At 28.4% G+C, this 23,134-nt stretch carries 22 protein-coding genes and 1 pseudogene; 18 read left to right on the forward strand and 5 right to left on the reverse strand.

Annotation, left to right across the window (positions count from 1 at the left end; translation table 11 throughout):
• Positions 1-364 precede the first annotated feature (364 nt).
• The 7 genes from KMP12_RS04885 (at position 365) to KMP12_RS04915 (ending at position 8,067) form a co-directional block, all read left to right on the forward strand.
• Positions 365-1,165 (forward strand): hypothetical protein, encoded by an 801-nt coding sequence (locus tag KMP12_RS04885; RefSeq protein WP_215756624.1) that lies wholly within the window; start codon positions 365-367, stop codon positions 1,163-1,165.
• A 12-nt stretch (positions 1,166-1,177) separates the two neighbouring features.
• The gene (locus tag KMP12_RS04890; protein ID WP_215756625.1) at positions 1,178-2,281 is read left to right on the forward strand and encodes a site-specific DNA-methyltransferase; all 1,104 of its coding nucleotides are present in this window, start codon (positions 1,178-1,180) and stop codon (positions 2,279-2,281) included.
• 294 nt (positions 2,282-2,575) lie between these two features.
• On the forward strand, positions 2,576-2,953 hold the full coding sequence (gene mscL / locus KMP12_RS04895; RefSeq protein ID WP_215756626.1) for a large conductance mechanosensitive channel protein MscL: 378 nt from the start codon (positions 2,576-2,578) through the stop codon (positions 2,951-2,953).
• 137 nt (positions 2,954-3,090) lie between these two features.
• Positions 3,091-4,143: a PTS sugar transporter subunit IIC gene (locus KMP12_RS04900; protein ID WP_215756627.1), complete on the forward strand. Its 1,053-nt coding sequence runs from the start codon at positions 3,091-3,093 to the stop codon at positions 4,141-4,143.
• A gap of 12 nt (positions 4,144-4,155) precedes the next feature.
• Complete coding sequence (locus tag KMP12_RS04905; RefSeq protein ID WP_215756628.1) at positions 4,156-5,154, forward strand: D-2-hydroxyacid dehydrogenase; 999 nt, start codon at positions 4,156-4,158, stop codon at positions 5,152-5,154.
• Positions 5,155-5,508: 354 nt separating this feature from the next.
• Positions 5,509-6,672, forward strand: coding sequence for an AI-2E family transporter (locus KMP12_RS04910; RefSeq protein ID WP_215756629.1), 1,164 nt, complete (start codon positions 5,509-5,511; stop codon positions 6,670-6,672).
• 210 nt (positions 6,673-6,882) lie between these two features.
• Positions 6,883-8,067, forward strand: a complete 1,185-nt coding sequence (locus KMP12_RS04915) for a dicarboxylate/amino acid:cation symporter (RefSeq protein WP_215756630.1) — start codon at positions 6,883-6,885, stop codon at positions 8,065-8,067.
• A 702-nt stretch (positions 8,068-8,769) separates the two neighbouring features.
• Here the strand turns inward: KMP12_RS04915 and KMP12_RS04920 are convergent.
• Positions 8,770-9,108, reverse strand: a complete 339-nt coding sequence (locus KMP12_RS04920; protein ID WP_215756631.1) for a MarR family winged helix-turn-helix transcriptional regulator — start codon at positions 9,106-9,108, stop codon at positions 8,770-8,772.
• A 154-nt stretch (positions 9,109-9,262) separates the two neighbouring features.
• On the opposite strand from KMP12_RS04920, the gene KMP12_RS04925 reads away from it, so the two are divergent.
• The 3 genes from KMP12_RS04925 (at position 9,263) to KMP12_RS04935 (ending at position 12,579) form a co-directional block, all read left to right on the forward strand.
• Positions 9,263-10,705, forward strand: coding sequence for a bifunctional folylpolyglutamate synthase/dihydrofolate synthase (locus tag KMP12_RS04925; RefSeq protein WP_215756632.1), 1,443 nt, complete (start codon positions 9,263-9,265; stop codon positions 10,703-10,705).
• Complete coding sequence (gene folP, locus KMP12_RS04930; protein WP_215756633.1) at positions 10,698-11,504, forward strand: dihydropteroate synthase; 807 nt, start codon at positions 10,698-10,700, stop codon at positions 11,502-11,504. The genes KMP12_RS04925 and folP overlap by 8 nt, the downstream gene beginning before the upstream one ends.
• A 118-nt stretch (positions 11,505-11,622) precedes the next feature.
• On the forward strand, positions 11,623-12,579 hold the full coding sequence (locus KMP12_RS04935) for an alpha/beta hydrolase (protein ID WP_215756634.1): 957 nt from the start codon (positions 11,623-11,625) through the stop codon (positions 12,577-12,579).
• A 55-nt stretch (positions 12,580-12,634) separates the two neighbouring features.
• On the opposite strand, the gene KMP12_RS04940 is transcribed toward KMP12_RS04935, so the two are convergent.
• The 3 genes from KMP12_RS04940 to KMP12_RS04950 form a co-directional block, all read right to left on the reverse strand.
• Complete coding sequence (locus KMP12_RS04940; RefSeq protein ID WP_215756635.1) at positions 12,635-13,081, reverse strand: DUF3021 domain-containing protein; 447 nt, start codon at positions 13,079-13,081, stop codon at positions 12,635-12,637.
• A gap of 11 nt (positions 13,082-13,092) precedes the next feature.
• A complete protein-coding gene (locus tag KMP12_RS04945; protein WP_215756636.1) occupies positions 13,093-13,527 on the reverse strand; it encodes a LytTR family DNA-binding domain-containing protein in 435 nt (144 codons plus the stop codon).
• Between the two features lie 132 nt (positions 13,528-13,659).
• Positions 13,660-13,938 (reverse strand): M24 family metallopeptidase, encoded by a 279-nt coding sequence (locus KMP12_RS04950; RefSeq protein WP_371741363.1) that lies wholly within the window; start codon positions 13,936-13,938, stop codon positions 13,660-13,662.
• A gap of 76 nt (positions 13,939-14,014) precedes the next feature.
• Here KMP12_RS04950 and KMP12_RS04955 point away from each other — a divergent pair.
• The 8 genes and pseudogenes from KMP12_RS04955 to KMP12_RS04990 form a co-directional block, all read left to right on the forward strand.
• Positions 14,015-14,566, forward strand: a pseudogene (locus KMP12_RS04955) (POT-type proton-dependent oligopeptide transporter); the annotation flags it as partial.
• 223 nt (positions 14,567-14,789) lie between these two features.
• Positions 14,790-15,752, forward strand: a complete 963-nt coding sequence (gene pip / locus KMP12_RS04960; RefSeq protein ID WP_215756637.1) for a prolyl aminopeptidase — start codon at positions 14,790-14,792, stop codon at positions 15,750-15,752.
• An 11-nt stretch (positions 15,753-15,763) separates the two neighbouring features.
• Positions 15,764-17,560, forward strand: a complete 1,797-nt coding sequence (locus tag KMP12_RS04965) for an aminopeptidase P family protein (protein ID WP_215756638.1) — start codon at positions 15,764-15,766, stop codon at positions 17,558-17,560.
• A 169-nt stretch (positions 17,561-17,729) separates the two neighbouring features.
• Positions 17,730-18,395 (forward strand): HAD family hydrolase, encoded by a 666-nt coding sequence (locus tag KMP12_RS04970; RefSeq protein ID WP_252344709.1) that lies wholly within the window; start codon positions 17,730-17,732, stop codon positions 18,393-18,395.
• A gap of 3 nt (positions 18,396-18,398) precedes the next feature.
• Positions 18,399-18,773, forward strand: coding sequence for an OsmC family protein (locus KMP12_RS04975; protein ID WP_215756639.1), 375 nt, complete (start codon positions 18,399-18,401; stop codon positions 18,771-18,773).
• 179 nt (positions 18,774-18,952) lie between these two features.
• Complete coding sequence (gene mnmG, locus KMP12_RS04980) at positions 18,953-20,839, forward strand: tRNA uridine-5-carboxymethylaminomethyl(34) synthesis enzyme MnmG (protein ID WP_215756640.1); 1,887 nt, start codon at positions 18,953-18,955, stop codon at positions 20,837-20,839.
• On the forward strand, positions 20,832-21,542 hold the full coding sequence (rsmG, locus tag KMP12_RS04985) for a 16S rRNA (guanine(527)-N(7))-methyltransferase RsmG (RefSeq protein ID WP_215756644.1): 711 nt from the start codon (positions 20,832-20,834) through the stop codon (positions 21,540-21,542). The genes mnmG and rsmG overlap by 8 nt, the downstream gene beginning before the upstream one ends.
• Positions 21,543-21,749: 207 nt before the next feature.
• Positions 21,750-22,811 (forward strand): PTS sugar transporter subunit IIC, encoded by a 1,062-nt coding sequence (locus tag KMP12_RS04990; RefSeq protein WP_215756641.1) that lies wholly within the window; start codon positions 21,750-21,752, stop codon positions 22,809-22,811.
• An 82-nt stretch (positions 22,812-22,893) separates the two neighbouring features.
• On the opposite strand, the gene KMP12_RS04995 is transcribed toward KMP12_RS04990, so the two are convergent.
• The coding region (locus KMP12_RS04995; RefSeq protein WP_371821668.1) for a transposase at positions 22,894-23,134 on the reverse strand (241 nt) is incomplete at its 5' end.

A 23,134-nucleotide genomic window follows, 5' to 3' on the forward strand; every position in this document is an offset into this window, starting at 1 on the left:
AAGACGATTAAATAAAAATCTAGTTCTTTTTACTTAAAAAAGAAGTAACTAACAAACGGAAAACAAAAAAATAAAAAATTATCTTCAAAATAGTAAATTTTAAAAAATTTAATATTTTTTGTTTATTTTATATAGCCTAATAATTTTATCAAAAATATTTTATTTGCAAATTTTTATGTGAATTAAATAATTTAAAAAATTAATTTAAGAAAAATATTTAATAGAAAAAGCAAATTTAACAACAAATTGCATAGCAAATATGGGTAAGAATGAGTATATATCTTAAAAAAATATAGTGAAAATTTGTAAAGCGTTGAATTTTAAGGCTGGAGAAGTTATTTATATAATAAAGGAGAATTAAAGTATGAACATTTGGACTGAAAAGAGTATAGAGTTAGCAAATCAAAGAAATTATTTGGATTTGCTTTTTAAAATATATCCTATGTCTGTTAATTTGAGAAGAGAGTTAAAAGAAGAAGATGTAAGAGATATAAAATATTATTTTGAAAATAGAGATTCAACAAATTTATTAAATGTTTTATTAGCACAAGAAATTTTTCCTATTAAAGATTCTTATGTAGCATATTTAAAGAGAGATAAAAGTGCTATTGCTAGAAATCCTAACACAGTTAATAGAATTACAGGAATGTTATATGAGTTAGGGCTTGATGAAATTTTTGATAAAACGACTGCACCAAAAGAAACTAATAGGCAAATAGGGCCGATGTTTAAAAATTGGATAGATGCTGGAGCATTAGGTTGTAAAATTACAACATCTACTGAAGAATTTATGAATACTACAGAGAATATAGTTTTTAATGGTTCTGATGCAAGTATGAAAAATTTTGCTAATGAATTTTTAGGATATGATAGAAATAAAGGTTTAGATTTTATGGCGAAATTTAATAAAACTTATATTTTAGGAGAAGCTAAATTTTTAACAGACTTTGGTGGACACCAAAATGCACAATTTGCTGATGCAGTTGCTACAATGAAAGAACCACTAAGAGATACTAATTACAATGTTAAAGTAATTTCAATTTTAGATGGAGTACTGTATATAAAGACAAAAAATAAAATGTATAATAGCATATGTAACGACTTTTCAAATGATGAGATAATAGTATCAGCGATATTACTAAGAGATTATTTATATTCAATATAATGAGGAATTAATATGTTTTTAGATTATAAGAATAAGAAGCCTTTTAAAGAAATTGATAAAATTATTGAGTTGAAAAAATTAGAGTTAAAAAATATTTCTAAAGGCGAAGAAAAGGGATTATATATTAAAGGAGATAATTTTGATTCTATGATTATGCTATTAAATGATTTTGAAAATCAAGTGGATTTAGTATATATTGATCCACCCTTTAATACTAATTCTAACTTTTATTACAGTGAAGATAAGGTATCAACTATTAGTTCATCTAAAAACGATAGTTTAGCATACAGTGATAAAATGGCTTTAAATGAATATTTAGAATTTATAAGAGAACGAGTAATTTTAATAAAAAAATTACTTAGTGATAGAGGAACTTTGTATTTTCATATAGATTGTAAATTAGGACATTATATAAAATTATTACTTGATGAAATTTTTGGAATGGAAAATTTTGTAAATGATATAACTAGAGTAAAATCAAATCCTAAAAATTTCAAACGACGAGCTTTTGGAAATGAGAAAGATGTTATATATATATATTCAAAGAAAAATCAAAAAAACATATTCAATAATATAACTATTCCTTTAAGTGAAGATGAAATACTAAAAAAATTTCCAAAGATTGATGAGAAAGGAAGAAGATATAATACTGTGCCTTGCCACGCTCCAGGGGAAACCAAAAATGGAGAAACAGGAGGAAAATGGAAAGGAATGATGCCACCAAAAGGTAGACATTGGAGGTGTAGTCCTAAAGAACTTGACAAGCTAGATAATGATGGATTAATAGAGTGGTCTAAAAATGGAGTACCGAGAATTAAAAAATTTTCTGATGAGCATAAAGGAAAGAAAATACAAGATATATGGACAAATTTTAAAGACCCACAAAATCCAATATACCCTACTGAAAAGAATATAGATATGTTATCAATGATAGTGGAACAATCTTCTAATGAGAGTTCTATTATAATGGATTGTTTTTGCGGATCATCTAGCTTTTTATTAGCTGGAATAAACAAAAACAGATATGTTATAGGTATTGATAAGTCTGATATATCAAAAGAAGTTTTGATAAAAAAAAGAAGTGAGATTAAAAATTTAAAGATAATTGAATTATAACTTTAAATATAACTTATGTTATCTCTTTTTACTTAAAAAAGAAGTAACTAACAAACGGAAAACAAAAAAATAAAAAATTATCTTTAAAACAGTAAATCAAGAATATTTACTGTTTTTTGTTTTGCAATAAATAATTTTTTATAATATCTTATTTAAAAATTTTTCTTTGAGTAGAATAAAACAATATTTTGTGTGCAAAAATAAAAATTCAGTTCATATTACTAGGCAGGATAAAAAATCTGTGTTAGAATTACTAACATTGTTTTAGAGCAAAAATTTTACAAAGGAGAAAAAATGTTAAAAGAATTCAAAGAATTTGCCTTAAAGGGTAATGTATTAGACTTAGCTATAGGGGTTGTAATTGGTGCGGCTTTTGGGAAAATAGTATCTTCTTTAGTAGCAGATATAATTATGCCACTAATTATGTTATTATTCCCAAGCCGTTCAGACTTTACAGCAATAGAATGGAAGGGAATTAAGTATGGTAATTTTATACAAATAATTATTGATTTCTTAATAGTAGCAGTATCTATTTTCATGTTTGTAAAAATTATTAATACAGCAAAAGTAAAAGTTTCTAAAGTAGAAGCAGAAGATGGTGAAAAAGAAGTACCAGCAGTTGATTCTAAAGAAGAATTACTTAAAGAAATTCGTGATTTATTAAAAAAATAATATAGATTTTATATTTAAGAATTTATAAATTTGTAAATGCTTTTTAATTTTATTAAAATATAGTTTATTTCACATTTTTTTTATGTTATAATTAATTTTATTGATATCTTATATCAAAAAATTACGGAGGTTTTTTTGTGGGAAAAGATGGAGTAAAAAGTTTTTTTAATAAATTACTTAACGGTGTTGCTTTAGGGATAGTCGTTGGTTTAATACCTAATGCAGTTTTAGGAGGCATACTTAAATTTTTTATTAATGATAGTAGTATAATTAAAATGATTTATAATGTTTTAGGTATGTCGCAATTAGCTACACCAGCTTTAATAGGTATCTTAGTAGCCTTACAGTTTAAAATGCAGCCTATTGAAGTGGCAATTTCGGGTATGGTTTCTTTTATTTGTGGAGGTTCTATCAGTATAGTAGATGGCAAAATGATTATCAACGGTATTGGAGATTTAATTAATATAATGATAGTTTCTGCTGTCTTAGTTTTAGTTATGCAATTTTTTAGGGGGAAATTTGGTAGTTTAACAATAATTTTACTGCCAGTACTAACAACAGCTATTGTAGGAACATTTGGTTTAACAATACTACCATACGTAAAAAAAATTACTGGTTTTATCGGTAGTATAATAATGGATTTTACAACATTGCAACCATTACTTATGAGTATATTACTAGCAATTTCATTTGCCCTAATAATAGTTTCTCCAGTATCAACTGTTGCTGTTTCAATAGCAGTAGGATTACAAGGTTTAGCATCTGGAGCGGCTAATGTCGGAATAGCAAGTTGTGCAATGACTTTAGTGGTGGGAACCATGCGTGTAAATAAAATAGGGGTACCATTAAGTTTATTTTTTGGTTCTATGAAAATATTTATGCCAAACTGGTTGAAATATCCAATAGTTAATATACCAATAATTATAAATGCGGTCTTTGCAGGATTTTTAGCCTACTATTTCACTATTCAAGGCACTGCGGCGTCAGCAGGTTTTGGTTTTTCAGGGCTTATTGGTCCAATAGCAGCCTTCCAATTTATGCAAGGTTCTATCTTGAGTAAAATAACTATTTTATTTATAGTTTACTTTATGGCAACATTTGTATTTGCATTGATAACTGATTTTATATTTGTAAAAATTTTAAAAATATACAAACGTGATATTTTTATTTTTGAAGAATTAGGTAAATAGGAGGTTAAGAGTATGAAACTAGCAGTATTTAATATAAGAGAAGATGAGAAAAAAGCATTAGAAATTTGGAGAGAAAAAAATTTTGAAATTGAATTACTTGTAACTAATGAAAATCTTACTAAAGATAATGTAGAATTAATAAGAGGTGTTGAGGGGGTAGTTCTTGCTCAAAACAAACCATTTGAAAAAGAAGTTTACGATTTTGCAAAATCTGAAGGTATAAAAGTTTTTTCAACACGTTCAGCAGGATTTGATATTTACGATTTAGATTTAATGAGAGAATACGGAATTAAGATGACAAATGTTCCGTCATACTCTCCTAATGCTATTGCTGAACATGTAATTACAACAACTTTATATTTAAGTAGAAATATCAAAAAAATTAAAAATAGAGTTTCTGAACATAATTTTTCATGGGAACCAGAAATATTATCAAGAGAAGTTAGAACACTTACAGTAGGAGTTATCGGAACTGGAAGAATAGGAACTCAAGTGGCAAAACTATTTAATGCACTCGGAGCAAAAGTAATCGGCTATGACATTTTTAAAAATGACGAAGCCAAAAAAATTCTTGCTTATGTTGATAATATAGATGACCTTGTAGCACAATCTGACGTTATAACACTACACATGCCAGCAGTAAAAGAATATAAGCATCTAGTCAATGATGACTTTATAGCTAAGATGAAAGAAAATTCAATAATAGTAAATGCTGCTCGTGGTATGCTAGTAGACACAAAAGCGGTTTTAAGAGGACTAGATAGTGGTAAATTACTAGGTGCAGCTCTTGATGTTTATGAAAATGAGGGCGACTATGTTCCTAAAGATTTAAGTAAATATAGAATAAATGATGAATTACTTCAAGAATTAATTAATCGTGATGATGTAATCTATACACCTCATACAGCCTTTTACACAACTACCGCTATAGAAAATCTTGTAGAAGGTGGCTTAAACTCTGCATTAGAAGTAATCAAAACTGGCACAAGTGCTAATGTAGTCAATTTTTAATAAATATAATTAATAATAAACTTACTAAGTTATAATCATGCTTAGTAAGTTTATTTTATAAATATGATATATGCTAATTCTATACTTTATTATTGGAAATATTTAATAAAATATTTTTTTAGTATTAAAAATTTATTTGCAATAATTTACTGTTAGAAAAAAATATTTTTAAAGAAATAATTATTTTATAAATAAAATTATTGAATGTTTGTAAAATTTTTTACAAATATTTTACATTGCCAGTTGAAATTATTTTTTATAAAATATATTTATCAAACCTTTATTAAATGTATTTAAAGAAAGAATATGATAAAATATATTAACATGTAATAAATAATAAAGAAAGGAATAGCTATGAATAAAGAAAAATCAATAAAAGAAAAAATAGAAATTGAAAAAACAAGCACTAAAGAAGAAAATATAATTCGCTTTTTGGGTGGTAAATTAAGTATTTATATTTTAATAGTTATAATTTTATTATTTACTGCAATTTGGTTATATAGTCAAATAAATGTTATAATGGCACCTCTTATAATAGTAATTAACAGCTTGCTGGTTCCAGTTTTAGTAGCATATATATTCTTTTATATGCTGAATCCTGTTTATAATTTGTTATTAGCAAAAACTAAAATAAATAGTGGGATGGCATCTATCTTATCTATAATATTTGGGATAGCAGTAATACTAACAGTATTTATTGGGGCAGTGCCAGTTATGATTGAGCAGACCCAGCACTTAATAACTTCTATGCCAGGTTATGTAAATATAATTAGAAATTATTTAGAGGCAAATGCAGACAATGCTATTGTAAAAAATATTATAGTCTACATTAATGAAAATTTGAATGGAACACAACTTAGTGCAGCGGCATTTGATATTTTTACTAATTTCATTTCGAATGCAGCTTCAATATTATCATCAACAGCTGCAATAATTATTACTACACCTTTTGTACTTTATTATTTATTAAAAGATTCCAGTAGATTTAAAATTTATATTATAAGCAAGTTACCTGAAAAATCTAAAGAACCTATAGAGACTACAATTAACGAAATAGATAATAAGGTAGGATCTTATATTTCTGGGCAAATGTTAGTTTCTGTTTGTGTAGGTATTTTACTTTTTGTAGGTTATCAAATAATCGGTTTGCAGTATGCAGTGTCTTTAGCAACTTTAGCAGGAGTACTTAGTATAGTTCCTTATTTAGGGCCGATGATGGCTATTATACCTGCAATGCTAGTTGCTTTTGGAACTGATTGGGTAATGGTTTTAAAGATGCTAGTCGTCTGGGGAGTTGTGCAATTTTTAGAAGGAAATTTTATTTCGCCTAATATAATGGGACGAAGTATGAAGCAACATCCATTAACAGTAATATTTGTGGTTATTATTGGGACAAATATGATGGGGATACTAGGTGCTGTTATAGGTATTCCTGTTTATGCAATTTTAAAAATATTATTAGAAAAACTTATACTAGTAATTAAAAATAGATATAAAAGAATTTACAAAGGAGAGTGATTTCTCTTTTTTATTTTTTAATAATAAACTAATATTTAATTTATAAAAATACTATGCTTGTAAATTAATTTTAAATAGGAAGAAAAAATATAAAAAATTTTTAAATTTTTTCTTTTTTTCTATTTACAAATTAAAAATATTCTTGTATAATGTACACATGTATTTTTAAAAAATACAGAAGGTTAAATTTTATATAAGGAGAAAAAAATTATGAGTTTTTATAAAAGGTTACCACTGCTAGCAAAATTAGTTTTGGCTTTAGTTGTGGGTATAGTATTAGGAAATGTATTACCAGCTTATGCTATCAGAGTTCTAGTTACATTTTCAGACATATTTAGTTCATTTTTAGGTTTTGCAATACCTTTAATAATTGTAGGATTTATTGTTCCTGGGATAAGTCAGTTATCAAGTAATGCTGGTAAATTATTAGGACTTTCTACAATGATTGCTTATATTTCTACTTTATTTGCAGGTACTTTGGCATTTTTAGTAGCAAAAATCTTTTTACCAAATATATTAAAGGGTTCACAACTCCAAAGTTTGACGAATCCAGAAGAGTTGCTTTTATCAGGGTATATAAAATTTGAAATGCCAGCAATATTTGGTGTTACAACAGCTTTAATATTGTCATTTGTTTTAGGGATAGGTATTTCTTCATTAAAATTGAAGGGAATGAAAAAAGCTTTTGAAGAATTTGGTCAAGTTATTGAACTACTACTTAACAAATTAATAATTCCATTGTTACCATTTTATATAATGGGAGTTTTTGCTAATATAACTGGTTCAGGAGAAGTATTTAAAATTTTAAAAATATTCCTTTTTGTTTTTGTTGTTATATTAATTTTACATTTTGTGGTAATTTTATTACAGTATACATTTGGCGGAGCAGTTAACAAAAAAAATCCATTTAAAATGTTAGTTAAAATATTACCAGCTTATGCTACAGCAATAGGAACTCAATCATCAGCAGCCACAATACCAGTAACATTACAGTCAACTAAAAAAATGGGTGTTGACCCAGCAGTTGCTAACTTTACAATACCTTTATTTGCTACAATCCACTTATCTGGAAGTACAATAACTTTAACTACATGTGCAACAGCAGTTTATTGGCTACAACATGGTGGGGCTTTTCCAGCGATATCAGTAATGGTTCAATTTATAGTTTTATTAGGTATTACTATGGTAGCCGCCCCTGGAGTACCTGGCGGAGCAGTTTTTGCCGCTTTAGGATTATTACAATCAGTATTAGGCTTCAATGAAATTATGATTTCTTTAATGATTGCCTTATATATAGCACAAGATAGTTTTGGTACGGCTTGCAACGTTTCAGGAGATGCATCCTTAGCTTCTATTGTTGATAAGATAAACCAAAAATTTTTTAAAAAAGCATAAGATTAATAAAAAAATGATTTAGAAATATTTCTAAATCATTTTTTTATTTTTATTTTAAGAAATTTATAAATACTTTTATATATTCATCTGTTTTGGCTTTTTGTTAGTCAGATAATAATAATTCACCTGGTTACCATGTATCAGCTGCTAAAGAAATTCCTAGACTTTCACCTTGGAATACATCATTTCTTATGTATTTTAAAATTTTATTAAGATTTTTATGAACAAATTTAGCTTCTGTTGAATCAACAGCTACAGCAAGGGTTGTTTTTTGCTATCTAGGAGAGTTGGCATTTCAAAGTCGAAAGTTTTAGCTGGACGTGCTAAGCAGTTTAATAAATTTTTAACAATATCAGGCTAAGAAGCATTATATTTTGGACTTACTATATATATGGCATCTGCTTTTGCTAATTAATATCTAATTAATTTTACTTCTTTTGGTTCTGGACGTTCTGTATCTTGCTCCAAGATTGGTAAATTTTTATAATCTAAAAAGCTAGTTGCTAGCCCCTGATTTTCAAGTTCTTCTTTAATGTAATTAGCAAATTGCTGATTAAATCCCCCTTTCTATTTAAATCTACTGCTATTAATACTGATTTTTGGATTTTATTTCCTCCTAGATGATTTTGAAATTTTTGAATTTTTTTAAAATATTAATAAGTGTTTCTTTATCTTCCTTTGTGAGAATAGAGTAGACATTTTCTAATTCTTTTCTATGATTAGGAAGAATTTCTTCAAAAAGTTTTTTCTATTTTCTTTTAATCTTACAAGGAATGCAGGTTTATCAACTTCATCTTTTTTACGATAAATTAAATTTGCACTTTCCATATTTTTTAAAATTACAGTCATGTTACCTGAAGTTGCTAGAACTATATTAAGTAAATTACAAATTTTCATTTGTCCTTTTGTGTAAAGAACATCAAGAATACCAAATTGTGCAAGAGTAAGTCCAGTATTCTTAATTGTTTTGCTAATATTAGCAGTTATAACACCTTCTTCTCTTCTAAATACTATATGTATATGTTGCGGAATTTTTACCAAGCTATGTCCATAAATACCTCTTTATAATTTATCACTAATTAGTAATAAACGTATTTTAGTAAATTAAATTTTTAATATCAAATAAAATGCTGTGATATGTACTTTTTTTTTGCTTCATAGTAAAATTAATTTATGAATTTTAGGAGATTAAAAAATGACAATAAATTTTTATAAAGAAAAGTTGCTAACTTATGCAAAAAAAAATAATATTAATGTAGATGATAAAACTCTAGCTGTATTTAATTTGGAAAATTTGGAAGATGTATGGCAAGAATTAAAAAAAATAAATAACGACTTAACAATTTATATTTTAGAATATATAGCAGAAGAATTAATCGTTAATGTAGTATCAAAATCAGAACGGAGTGGTATGAAGTTGGGTCTACATAGAATGAAAAATATTTTAAATATTCTAGGTAATCCAGAGAAAAAATTAAGAGTAATTCATATAGCTGGAACAAATGGCAAGGGGTCTGTAAGTTCATACTTGCAAAATACACTAGCTCAAAAATACAAGGTAGGTATGTATTCTAGTCCTAGTATGGTAAGTTTTAACGATAGGATAAGAATTAATAATAATTTTATTAGCTATCAAGAAATGTATACTTTATATCAAGAAATTTCTAATATTTGGTATAAGAATTTTGCAAGTGATAAAGACAATATTTCTGTTTTTGAATTATTAACAGTAGTCGCAATTTGCTACTTTGAAAAAAACAAGGTTGATTTTGCTATTATGGAAGTTGGTTTGGGTGGACGTTTTGATGCTACCAATATTTTTGAAAATAAGGAATTATCAATAATTACTAAAATTAGTCTTGACCATACCAATATACTGGGAGATAGCCTAGAAAAAATTGCTTATGAAAAAGCAGGTATTATTCAAGGAAATGATAATATTTTATTATATCCTAATAAAGAAGGAGTTATTTCTATAATTAAAAAAGTTGCCATAGTAAAAAATGCTAGGCTTAAAATTTTAGCTGAAAATTATATTGATGTAGAAGAAATTGCCTTTAAGCACAACATATTTTCTTACAAAAGTTTTAAAAATATAAAAATAAAAATGCTAGGAGAGCATCAAATTTACAATGCCTCTTTAGCCTTAGAAGCACTCTTATTTTTAAGAGAAAAAAATACTATTAATTTAACAGATGTAGAAATAAAAAAAGGTTTAGAAAATACTAGATGGCTAGGCAGATTAGAATGGGTAAAAAATAATATTTTACTAGACGGAGCCCACAATATTGACGGAGTTAGAAGTCTGGTAAACTATCTCAAAAAACAAAATTTAGGAAAAATAAAAATATTAATAGGAATATTAGCAGACAAAGACTATTCAGAAATGATTAAACTATTTGAAAGTTTGGACGCCAGCTTTTATGTAACCAAAGTTCCTATTGAAATAAAAGAATCTAAGTTAGAAAACTTGCTTGCCAGCTTTACAAAAGAAATAAAAATATTTGATAATTACAAACAAGCCTTAGAAGATATAGTACCTAAGTTAAAAACTGATGAAACTTTTTTAGTAAGTGGGTCTTTATATCTTATATCAGAAGTAAGAAAAGAATTATTAAAGGAGAAAAATGATGACTAAGCTTCAAAAATTATTGACAGAAAAGAAATATTTAATAATGGGCATCTTAAATTTTACCCCAGATTCTTTTTCTGACGGTGGAGATTTTTTTGACAAAGACTTAGCCTTAAATCAGGTAAAAAAAATGTTAGAAGACGGAGCCGACATAATAGATGTGGGCTGTGAATCTACAAGACCTGGAGCAAAGTTATTGTCTGAAGAAGAGGAGATAGCAAGATTAAGTTTAATATTACCAAGCATAAGAAAAAATTTTCCAGATATTTTAATTAGTATAGACACATATAAGGCTAGGGTTGCTAAGGAGGCTATTAAACTGGGAGCAAATATAATTAATGATGTTCATGGCGCAAAGAATAATAATATGGCAGAAGTAGCTTTTGAATATAATCTACCAATCATAATTATGCACAATGGAGCTACTCAAAAAGGAAGAGAAATAGAAAGTTTAATTGCTGACTTGCAAGAAAGTCTAAATATTTGCTTAAGGGCAGGAGTAAAAAAAGAAAATATTATAGTAGATCCAGGAATAGGCTTTGGAAAAAATGCAGAGGAAAATATTATCATTACTAAAAAATTAGCAGCTATGAATATTCTTAATTCTACAATACAATACGCAGCCAGTCGTAAACGAACAACAGATTTTATTTTAGGGGGGAACACCCAGCCTAAGGATAGGGATATTGTTAGTGCTACTTTATCAATAGAAGCTATAAAAAGAGGAGCAAAAATTGTTAGAATGCACAATGTAAAAGTAATGAAAGAAATGCTAGATACCCTAAAAATTTTAGAAAAATTTTAAGAAGTAAATAAATTTATTTTATATTTCAATTAAAATAAAAGTAAACTTTTTTGTTTACTTTTATCTCTGTTAGATATATAATATATTTTAAAATAAATTATATATTAGGAGAATGTTAATGAAATTTGTAAAAAAATATAAAAAAATAATTCTTAGTTTTTTAGTTGTATTTATTTTGGGAGCGGGTTGGTTTACCGGTGATTATTTTTACAACTTTGCCTTAAATCCAAAAGTTAATAAAGATAAGGTTTCAAATCAAGATGATGACGGAGTAGTTGATCCGAGAAAAGAAATAAATATGAAATGGTTTGATGAAAACAAACAAGAACACAGCATGAATTCTGTTACGGGAGTAAAATTAAAAGGATATACTTTTGTTCATAAAGATTCTAAAGAAGAAGCACAGGCAAGAAAATGGGTAGTAGTAACACACGGTTTCTTTATTGAAGCTAAAAAAGCGGCAAACTATATTCGTGGTTTTTACGATAGGGGTTATAATGTATTTGCACCTGACCTAATAGGACATGGGAAAAGTGAAGGGAAAGCCTACTCTATGGGCGGGTATGATTCAACCGACCTAGTTTCTTGGGTGAAAAAAGTTTCTACTGAAAATAACAACCCACAAATAGTCTTATTTGGTATTAGTATGGGTGCAGCAACAACTATGAATTCTCTAAATAAGGGCTTGCCAGATAATGTTAAAGGCTTTATTGAAGACAGTGGTTATGTAAACTTAAAAGAAGAATTTGTTTACCAACTAGATAAAATGTTTGGCTTGCCATCATTTCCTGTAATACCTCTAGCTAACATGGTTACGAAAATTAAGGCGGGTTATAATTTTGGAGATGTTGATGCAAGTGAAGCCTTGAAAACTACAAAACTACCAGCCCTAATATTACATGGCGATGCAGACGGCTATGTTCCATTAGCAAATGCTCAGAAAGCTTATGAATTATTGACATCTAATAAAGAAATTCATATATTTAAAGACTCTAAACACTGCAAGGCAGAAAGAAAATATAATGAAGAATATTGGTCTTATATAGAGAAATTTTTAAATAAAGTTTACAAATAAAGTTGAAATTACAAAAATATAAATTTAAGGACTACATGAATGTAGTCCTTTTAAATTATAAATTCTTACTTAATTTTTTATTTATCTCATCTATTTTCTTTTTTGTAGAAAAGTAGAAAATTAAAAATAGTATAAAATAAATTAAACTTACAAAAATTAAAAATCCTAGTAATTTTTTAAGATCTAATTCAAACCAATGTAGGTAGTAACCACCTAAAAGCAGGGGCAGGGTAATAAGAAAATAATGAATTATACTCTGCCTAAATAAATAATTGTCCTGCTTAAAAATATTTCTTGCAAAACCTTGTGATACTCCTATAAGGGCAAATACTAAAAGTTGCAGCCCTACTGCTGTATCTATGTTATTAAATTTACTAGCAAAATTAGGAACAACTGGTGAAAAACTGTAATCTAAAATAAAAGTAGTTATTATGTAGTGTAGTAGCGTACCAAAGCCAATACCTATTATTGAATATAAAATTATTTCTTTTAAAATTTTCATATTTATACCTCCTAAATATTCAACTTATTTTTAAAATTTTTTATATTTCTCCTTGAAACAAATGTGCTATCTCCATTTTTGAATTTAAGCATAATAGTTCCCTTGTAGCTGAAATCTAATTTTTTAATAAAATTTAGATTTACAATTTCACTTTGAGATATTTTTATAAAATTATTATTCAGTAGATTATCAAATTCATATAATCTACTTTTTGATTTATATTTTTGACAGTTTGCAATTAAAAATGTAGTTTTATCTTCAATAAATATTCTTTCTATATCTTCTTCTTTTAGTATTTCAAGTTCATTATTTTTATAGCCAATAATCACGTCCTTATTCGTTTTAGTGAAGTTAATAATTTTTTCAATTTTATTATCAACTTTATTTGTAAAAATTTTTATAAGTGTCTCCTTAAATTTGCTGTCAATAATTAATTCTAAATTCATTTTATACCTCCTTTATTTTAGATTATAAAATATTAATAAAAAAATTCATATAATATTTTGCTATGTGGTATTATTTTTTATTTAATTGGCAAAATAAAAAAGGAGTAAAAATACTCCTTTTTTAAAAAATTTTTATTCTCCTACAACAACTAGTTCTTTATTTAGTTTGTTTAAGTTTTCGCAACCATCTTCTGTTACTAAAACTAAATCTTCTATACGAACTCCAAATTCTCCTGGTAGGTAGATACCTGGTTCTATTGAAAATACCATACCCGGCTCAAGAACATCAGTATTGATAGAAGAAACATCACCGAACTCATGGCACTCTAAACCTATATTATGACCAGTTCTGTGAGTGAAATATTCTCCGTATCCTTTTTCTGTAATGTAATCTCTACAAGCAGGGTCAATTCACAAAGAAAGTGAAGTTAAAGAAGAAACAGATAAAAAAGAACAAACGCCTATAGCAACCTAGGAATTAAGAAGAGTTTTTTCAATAATTCTTATCTCATTATTCTCAGTAGTATTCTGGTTATTCTGGTACTTAACATATCTTGCTGTTTATGACTATGCACCAACTTATGTAGACTTAAATGTATTTGGTAGTCAAGTTTCTACTGCACTATTCGATTCAGAAAATACCTTACTATGTATCGTTTTAGAGCCAGTTCTTGGAGCTTTATGGGTGAAACTTTCTAAGAGACCTCAAGGAGATATGAGCTTATATAAAAAATTGTCTCTAGGTTTATTACTTCTTGGAACATCGTTCTTAATGCTTGTTGGAGCAGAAGTGCAAGGTGGTGTAGGAACTCCAGAATCATCTAAAGCAAGTATTTTATGGATTGTAATGTTTGGTGTTATTCTTTCATTAGGGGAAATGGTATTTTCTCCATTAGGAAATGCCTTTATTTCTAAATATGCACCAAAACATATTCTATCTATCTTAATGGCAGTTTGGACTATTTCTACATTTATTGCCGCTAAATCTTATGGATATATTTATAATTGGACTTTGACACAAAACTTCCTACATGTATAATAGGAATAGCGGTAGTCTTGGCAGTATTAGCACTGTTATTATTCTTATTCGAGAAAAAACTTGCTTCTATTGTTAAACTTCGTGAGGGAGAAATTTTAATAGAACGTTAGTTTATTTTATAAAAGGTCGTCAAATAAATTAAATGAATAGAAAATTTCTTACTCATTTTTATTTTTCTATGTTATAATATAGGTGTATAAAATAGAAATAAGGAGTAATTAATATGACATTAAGAACATTTTACCCAGAGATTGAAGCTAATTTTACTGATTTTATAAAAGTAGATGAACAGCATACAATCTACTATGAAGAATCAGGTAATCCAAAGGGACAGCCTGTTATTTTTTTACATGGTGGACCTGGTTGTGGTTCTTCTCCAACTTGTAGAAGATACTTTGCCCCTGAATTTTATCGTATAATAGTTTTCGATCAAAGAGGGAGTGGTAAATCTACACCACATGCTTGTTTAGAAAATAATGATACTTGGCATATTATCGAAGATATAGAAAAAATTCGTCAAGCCTTAAATATTGAAAAATGGCTTGTCTTTGGTGGTAGCTGGGGGGCAACACTAGCTTTATGCTATGCTATTAAGCATCCAGAAAGAGTACAAGGTTTGGTATTGAGGGGAATATTCTTGGGACGCCGTGAAGATATAGAATGGATTTATGAAATTGGTGGTGCAAGTAATATTCAACCAGAAGCATTTGAAAAATATATTAGCATAATACCAGAAGAAGAAAGAAAAGATATTATCTCAGCTTATTATAGAAGATTAACAAGTGATGATAGGGAAGATAGAGAACAAGCAGCTAAAGAATGGAGTATGTGGGAGGGAAATCTTGTAACTCTTCTGCCAGATCCAAATTTAGAAAATAGTTTTGGAGAAATTAATTATGCAATTTCAATGGCGACCATAGAATGCCATTTTTGGATGAACAATATGTTCTGGGATGATGATAATTATATCTTAAATAATGTAGATGTTATTAAAGATGTTCCTACTATTATTGTTCATGGACGTTATGATATTGATTGTCGAGTTATTGGGGCTTATGAACTAAGTAAAAAATTAAATAATTGTGAATTAAATGTAGTTGTTGCTTCAGGTCATTCATCAGGAGAAGCAGGGATTGTTGACGGACTTATTAAAGCAACAGATAAATTTAGGGAAATATTAAAATAAGGAGAAAATTTATGAATGTGCTTGAGAGAATAGCTAAATTAAGAGAACTTATGGCTAGTGATGGGATAGATATTTATATGATACCTACTGCTGACTATCACAACAGTGAATATGTAGGGGAACATTTTAAGTCTAGGGAATTTATAAGTGGCTTTACTGGTTCTGCTGGGACTGTTGTCGTTACAAAAGATTTTGCAGGTCTTTGGACTGACGGTAGATACTTTTTACAGGCAGAAAATCAACTTGCAAGCAGTGGTATAGTTTTACAAAAAATGGGAGAGCCAGAGGTTCCAAGTATAACAGATTTTATCGTTGAAAATATTTCAGAGGGTGGAGTATTAGGTTTTGACGGAAGAGTTGTTATGTTTGGGCAAGGTAAAGAATTATTTGTCAAACTTAAAAAGAAAAATGCCACAATAAAATACGATATTGACTTAGTTGATGAAATTTGGGATGATAGACCTTCATTATCAAAAAACAAGGCATTCTCGTTAAGTTTAGAGCAAGCTGGACAAACTGTTGCTCAAAAATTAGAAAGACTTAGACGTGAAATGGCTGAAGTTGGAGCTAATGCACACATAATAACAACTTTAGATGACAATGGCTGGTTACTAAATATTCGTGGTACTGATGTTGATTTCTTCACTCTACTTTTAAGTTATTCAATAGTATATGAAAATAAAGTTGATTTTTATGTTGATGAAAGTAAATTATCTACTTCAATAAAAGAAGAACTTGCAAAAGATAATGTTAATTTAAAGCCGTATAATTATATTTATGAAGATGTAAAAGAATTTTCATATTCAGATGTTGTTTTAGTAGACCCAGCTTTGTTAAATTATGCAATATTTAATAATATTCCTAAGGAAGCGACATTAATAGAAAAACGTAATCCAACTGTTCTGATGAAAGCTATGAAAAATGAAATTGAAATTAAAAATATAATTTCTGCCCATGTTAAAGATGGAGTTGCACACACTAAATTTATTTATTGGTTAAAACAACTAGCTAAAAATGGACTTATTGAAAAGGAAAGTGAACTTAGTGTTTCTGATAAATTAGTAGAATTTAGAAGAGAGCAAGGAGATTATATCTGCCCAAGTTTTGCTCCTATATGTGGTCATGCCGCTAACGGTGCTATTATTCACTATTCTTCAACTCCAGAAACAAATGTAAATATTAATCTTGGAACATTCTTACTAACTGATACTGGTGCAAATTATATGCAGGGTTCTACGGATATTACTAGAACTACTGCTATTGGAAAAGTTAGTGATGAATTAAAGCATGACTACACACGTGTATTAAAAGCTAATTTACAATTATCTAAGGCTAAGTTTTTAGAGGGAGTTACTGGGCAAAATCTTGATGTTTTAGCTCGTATGCCTCTGTGGGAAAATTACGAAAACTATAATCACGGAACAGGACACGGAGTAGGATACTTGGGTAATATCCATGAAGGTCCAGCTGGCATTCGTTGGCAAATTCGTCTAAATGAATTAGAACCTTTAAGAGAGGGCATGGTACTATCAAATGAACCTGGACTATACATTACTAATTCACACGGAATACGTTTGGAAAATGAATTAGTTGTTAGAAAAACTGTAAAAAATGAATATGGTCAATTTTTAGAGTTTGAAGTAATAACCTACGTGCCATTTGATTTAGAAGCAATAGACTTTAATATGTTAAATGATGTTGATAGATATGAATTAAATAAATATCACAAAAAAGTTTATGAAGTAGTCGCTCCGCACTTAACTGAAGAAGAAAGAATGTGGTTAAAAGAAGCTACTAGAGAAATTTAATTTTTAAAATTTTAATAAAATAAAAATATAAGAAAACAAGAAATAAGCACTTATATAAGTTATAGCAGAATTTATTTTTTAAATGTTATTCTAACTTTTTTATCTTCTTCTCTGGCAAAAAAGTTTTAAAAATGTTAATATGATAATAGAGAATCTTGGAGGTTGATTGATGATAAAAAAATTAGAAGCGGTTATTTTTGATTTTGACGGAACGATTGTTGATACAGAAAAAACATATTATGAAGTAATGTCAGAATTAATAAAAAAACATACAAATATAGAATTGGATATTATAAATTATATTAAAAACGTTCCTGGCACAAGTGCAGAGCAATGTAAAAAGTATATTATGTCAACTTATGATATGAGTGAAGAAAAATATAGCAAACTAGAAAAAGATTTAACGTCTATGTATGACAGATTTATTAAATCACCTTTGCTTCCCTATATAGAAGATACTTTTAAATTGTTAATAGCAAATAATATAAAAATCGGTGTGGCATCTAATGGAAGTTTGGAACATATCATAGATGGTTTAAAAGAACATAATCTTTATAACTATGTTGATGATATAGTAACAAAATATGATGTGGAAAATGGCAAGCCGGCACCTGATATTTATTTGGCGGCTGCTTATAGATTGGGAGTGAGTATCGAAAACTGTATCGCAGTAGAAGATTCAAAACCAGGTTCATTAGCTGCTATTTCTGCTGGAGCATATTTAATATTACAGCCTAATGAAATAACAAAATATTTCGATTTTAGTGATATTAAATTTAATAAAATTAATTGTAATTTGTATGAGGAAATAAAAAAAATAATAAAGGAGCAATAAATTATGTATAAGGTTAAGAGTAAATTAGATAAAGGTTTTGATGTTTTTGCTAAAAGTAGTAATGAGCAAGAATATGTTTTAAAGATGACAGAAGCAGATGGACCTATGGATGTTTTTACGGTGGCATTTTCTGGCTGTATCTTGATGTGTTCTAAGGGCTACTTTTTCAGAAAATATGAAATTCTAGACTTATCCATAGAAATAGACTTATCTTTTGATTACGAAAACAGGGCTTATCATGCTGAAATAAAGGTTGATTATCCTGATTTAACAAAAGAGGATATAGAAGGAATAATTGAAAATATTAAATTACGTTGTAAAATATCTCATTTGCTAAGTGATGATGTAAAAGCAACTTATGAAATTATTAAAAAATAATATATAATTTTTATGAACATAATAGGGTTAAAATTATTTAACCTTATTATGTTTTTATTTTTAGTTAAAAGATTAGATAATAAATATAAGTTATGATAATATATATTTGAAAAGTAATATACAAAATTTTGGTGAAAGCATAATTTTGAAAGTTATTTATTAAATATTTTGGAGGAATTATGACTGAATTTTTAAAAGAGTATGATGTAATTGTAATTGGTGGGGGTCATGCTGGTATTGAAGCATCTTTGGCTGCCAGTAGAAAGGGTGTAAAAACTTTATTGATTACAATTAATTTAGATACGATTGGTTTTATGCCTTGCAATCCTAGTGTTGGTGGTCCAGCTAAGGGAATAGTTGTTCGTGAAATTGATGCACTTGGTGGAGCTATGGCAAAAATTGCTGACAAAACAAATATTCAAACAAGAATGTTAAATACAGCCAAGGGACCAGCAGTTCGTGCCTTGCGTATGCAATCAGATAAGGTAAAGTATCAACTAGAAATGAAAAATTTATTAGAAAATACTCCTAACTTAGATTTGGAACAAGCTATGGTGCGTGAGCTTATAGTAGAAAATAATAAAGTTATTGGTCTTAAAACTATGTTGGGAACAAGTTACAAGGCTAAGGCTATTGTTATAACAACGGGAACTTATCTTAGAGGGGAGATAGTAATAGGCGATGTTAAATATTCTTCAGGACCTAATCATCAAATGCCATCTATTGACTTGGCAGAACAACTAGAAAATTTAGGATTTGATATGGTTAGATTTAAGACTGGAACACCACCTCGTGTTAATGCGGATACTGTTGATTTTACAAAAACAGAAATTCAACCAGGAGATGATAAGGAATATGCTTTTAGTTATGAAACTACCGATTTTGTTAAAGACCAAATTCCTTGCTGGCTAACTTATACAAATACTAGCACTCACGATATTATAGCTAAAAACTTAAATCGTTCGGCTATGTATTCTGGTGTGATAAAGGGAACTGGCCCAAGATATTGTCCGAGTATCGAAGATAAGTATGTTCGTTTTAATGACAAGGAAAGACATCAATTATTTTTAGAACCAGAGGGTAGGGATACAAAAGAAATTTATGTACAAGGTTTATCAACTTCCCTTCCCGATGATGTTCAAAGAGATATGATTAAATCCATAGCAGGTTTAGAAAATGCTAAAATTATGAGAAATGGTTACGCTATTGAATATGATGCTATCAATCCAACAAGTCTATGGCCAACACTAGAAACAAAGTTAATAGCAGGACTATTTACAGCTGGGCAACTTAATGGAACAAGTGGTTATGAAGAAGCGGCTGGTCAGGGTATTATTGCGGGTATAAATGCGGCCTGTAAAGTATTGGGTGAAGAACCTCTAATATTGGGTAGAGATGAAGCCTATATAGGTGTTTTAATAGATGATTTAGTAACTAAGGGAACTAACGAACCTTATAGATTATTAACATCAAGAGCTGAACATAGATTATTACTACGTCATGATAATGCTGATATGAGATTATCAGACAAGGCTTATAAGTTAAATTTAATATCAAAAGAACGTTATGATAAATTTTGTATTAAGCGACAAATGATAGCTGATGAAATAGAAAGATTAAAAACATTTAAAATCACACCAACAAAAACAGTTGTTGACAAGATGAATAATTTAAAAACAGCAGAATTAAGAGATGGTATCTTGGCATTAGACTTATTGAAACGCCCAGAACTTTCTTATTTTGATATTATGGATTTAGCAGAACAAGAAGTTAATCTACCCCTTGATCTAATTGAACAAGTAGAAATAGAAATAAAATATGCAGGCTATATTAAAAAATCATTGCAACAAGTAGAAAAAATGAAAAAAATGGACGAGAAAAAAATACCTGTTGACTTAGACTATGACGATGTACCTAGTTTGGCAATAGAAGCTCGAGAAAAATTAAAAAAAGTATCACCCTTGACCATAGGACAAGCATCTCGTATATCTGGAGTTAATCCAGCAGATATTTCTATTTTATTGGTCTATTTAGAGCAAAGAAGAGCGAGAAAAAATGATGAATAAAGAAGAATTTTATAAAAATTTAGCAACAAATGGAATAAACTTATCAGACAAACAAAAAAAACAGTTTGAAAAATATTTTGAATTGGTTATTTATTGGAATGAACGTATCAATTTAACGGCTATTACCAATGAAGAAGAATTTTATACAAAACATTTTTACGATTCTTTGGCTACTTCATTTTATTTTGATTTTTCTAGTGTAGAAAATATTTGTGATGTTGGTAGTGGGGCAGGTTTTCCGTCTATTCCCCTGAAAATAATTTTTCCACATCTAAAAGTTACCATAGTCGACTCTCTTAATAAACGTATAAAATTTTTAAATTTACTGGCAGAAGAGTTAGGGCTAGACAAGTATAATTTTATTCATTCTAGGGCAGAAGATTTGGGACAAAATAAGGAATACAGAGAAAGTTTTGATTTGGTAACTGCTAGGGCAGTAGCAAGATTAAATATATTAGCAGAATTTTGTTTACCTCTTGTAAAAAAAGGAGGTAATTTTATAGCCTTGAAATCTCAAAAATCTGATGAAGAAAAGTTGGAAGCTAAAAAAGCTATAGCCTTATTAGGTGGAAAATTAGAAGAAGATTTTGAATTTTTTATTGGTGAAGAAGAACGCCATATATTAAAAATAAAAAAAACAAAGGAAACTCCTAACAAGTATCCAAGAAAAGCAGGAAGTCCTGTGAAAAAACCAATTTTATAAAATAAAAATATTTAGTGTTGATAAAAAACGGCACTAATTTTTTTTAGTTTTTGTCTTATGAAAATAATAAATTGAAAAATTATTTTATAAATTTACTTATTTTTTTGAAAATTCATATTGCAATTATTATAAATTGTGTTATTATAGTTTTAACTCATCTTACATTATTATAGTCAGATGAATTAAATTTTTAAAGGAGATGTTAGAATGAGTGAAAAATTAACACTAAAAAAACTATTTAATATTGTTTTAAATGGTATGGCAATAGGTATAGTTTCTGGTCTTATAGCAAACGCAGTTCTTAGTGCAGTGTTTAAGTACGCAGGAAAATTATTTTTGCCAGACTTTTTCGCAACGGCGAGCAAGGCTGTATATTTATTACAATTTGCAGTTCCTGTTTTAATAGGTTCATTAATAGCAATTTCAATGAAGTTTACACCTTTAGAAAATACTGTTCTTGGTGCTGCTTTATTAGCAGGTAGTGGTTCGATAGTTTATAATGCACAATTAAAAGCATATACAACAACACCTGTTGGGGACTTGTTTAATGTGCTTCTTGTTGCTTTGATTGCTACTTATATTATTAAATCAGTGAGTGGAAAATTCGGTTCATTAGCAATTATTTTCTTGCCAATAGTAGGTGGGGGACTACCAGCTTTAATAGGTTTGTATACATTACCATATATGCAAAAACTTACTAAATTTTTAGCTGATATTGTTTTATCATTTACTACATTGCAACCTTTAGTTATGTGTATGTTGATAGCTATGTCGTTCTCATTCTTTATAGTTACACCAGTATCTACTGTTGCAATGGGTATTATTTTATTCTCTAATACAAATTATCTAGGAGCAGGAGCTTCTGCTATTGGAGTTTTATCAGCAGCAGCTGTACTTATGATAGGTTCAATAAAAGTTAAAAATCCGTCAGGAGTAAGTTTAGCCATAATACTTGGTGCTATAAAACTTATGATGCCTAACGTGGCGAGGACTCCACTTCTTTTAGTTCCTATATTAGCTACTGCGGCTACGACTGGTTTATCAGTCTGGGCATTTAATATTTTAGGTGATCAAACAAGTGCAGGTTTTGGTATTATAGGATTAATAGGACCACTTAAAGCTATTGAAAAGGGAGCTAGTGTATTAGTAGTATTCTTAGTTTATATAGTTATACCTTTTGTATCAGCATTTATATATGATAAAATATGTACAGATGTTTTAAAATTATATAAAAAAGATGCTTATAGTGGAGCAAAATACGATAATTAATTTATTAAAAAATAGGTTTGGAATTTCCGAACCTATTTTTTAATAAATTATTAACTATGCTTTATCTTTAAAATTTCGCAAATTACAATAGTAAGTTAGCCACCTCAGGCAAGTCATAAGGACATACATAATTAAATAATTTACGTGGATAACGATTTATCCATTGTTCAACAGCCGTTACTTCGTTAGGAGTAAGGGTTGTTGTGCCTTTTGGGAACCATCGTCTAATCAATCGATTTGCATTTTCGTTACTACCTCGTTCATAAGAAGAAAACGGATGTGCGTAATAAATAGGACAAGTGATGGCTTCGTCTAGTCTTAAA

The sequence above is a fragment of the Gemella sp. zg-1178 genome, from assembly GCF_018790995.1.
Lineage (GTDB): Bacteria > Bacillota > Bacilli > Staphylococcales > Gemellaceae > Gemelliphila.

Bases quoted from the DNA above. Each gene is read 5' to 3' on its own strand.
- folP (WP_215756633.1), top strand. From the start codon at position 10,698: ATGACTAAGCTTCAAAAATTATTGACAGAAAAGAAATATTTAATAATG.
- KMP12_RS04970 (WP_252344709.1), top strand. From the start codon at position 17,730: ATGATAAAAAAATTAGAAGCGGTTATTTTTGATTTTGACGGAACGATT.
- KMP12_RS04905 (WP_215756628.1), top strand. From the start codon at position 4,156: ATGAAACTAGCAGTATTTAATATAAGAGAAGATGAGAAAAAAGCATTA.
- KMP12_RS04910 (WP_215756629.1), top strand. From the start codon at position 5,509: ATGAATAAAGAAAAATCAATAAAAGAAAAAATAGAAATTGAAAAAACA.
- mnmG (WP_215756640.1), top strand. From the start codon at position 18,953: ATGACTGAATTTTTAAAAGAGTATGATGTAATTGTAATTGGTGGGGGT.
- rsmG (WP_215756644.1), top strand. From the start codon at position 20,832: ATGAATAAAGAAGAATTTTATAAAAATTTAGCAACAAATGGAATAAAC.
- KMP12_RS04915 (WP_215756630.1), top strand. From the start codon at position 6,883: ATGAGTTTTTATAAAAGGTTACCACTGCTAGCAAAATTAGTTTTGGCT.
- mscL (WP_215756626.1), top strand. From the start codon at position 2,576: ATGTTAAAAGAATTCAAAGAATTTGCCTTAAAGGGTAATGTATTAGAC.
- pip (WP_215756637.1), top strand. From the start codon at position 14,790: ATGACATTAAGAACATTTTACCCAGAGATTGAAGCTAATTTTACTGAT.
- KMP12_RS04990 (WP_215756641.1), top strand. From the start codon at position 21,750: ATGAGTGAAAAATTAACACTAAAAAAACTATTTAATATTGTTTTAAAT.
- KMP12_RS04890 (WP_215756625.1), top strand. From the start codon at position 1,178: ATGTTTTTAGATTATAAGAATAAGAAGCCTTTTAAAGAAATTGATAAA.
- KMP12_RS04885 (WP_215756624.1), top strand. From the start codon at position 365: ATGAACATTTGGACTGAAAAGAGTATAGAGTTAGCAAATCAAAGAAAT.
- KMP12_RS04965 (WP_215756638.1), top strand. From the start codon at position 15,764: ATGAATGTGCTTGAGAGAATAGCTAAATTAAGAGAACTTATGGCTAGT.
- KMP12_RS04935 (WP_215756634.1), top strand. From the start codon at position 11,623: ATGAAATTTGTAAAAAAATATAAAAAAATAATTCTTAGTTTTTTAGTT.
- KMP12_RS04925 (WP_215756632.1), top strand. From the start codon at position 9,263: ATGACAATAAATTTTTATAAAGAAAAGTTGCTAACTTATGCAAAAAAA.
- KMP12_RS04940 (WP_215756635.1), bottom strand. From the start codon at position 13,081: ATGAAAATTTTAAAAGAAATAATTTTATATTCAATAATAGGTATTGGC.
- KMP12_RS04975 (WP_215756639.1), top strand. From the start codon at position 18,399: ATGTATAAGGTTAAGAGTAAATTAGATAAAGGTTTTGATGTTTTTGCT.
- KMP12_RS04945 (WP_215756636.1), bottom strand. From the start codon at position 13,527: ATGAATTTAGAATTAATTATTGACAGCAAATTTAAGGAGACACTTATA.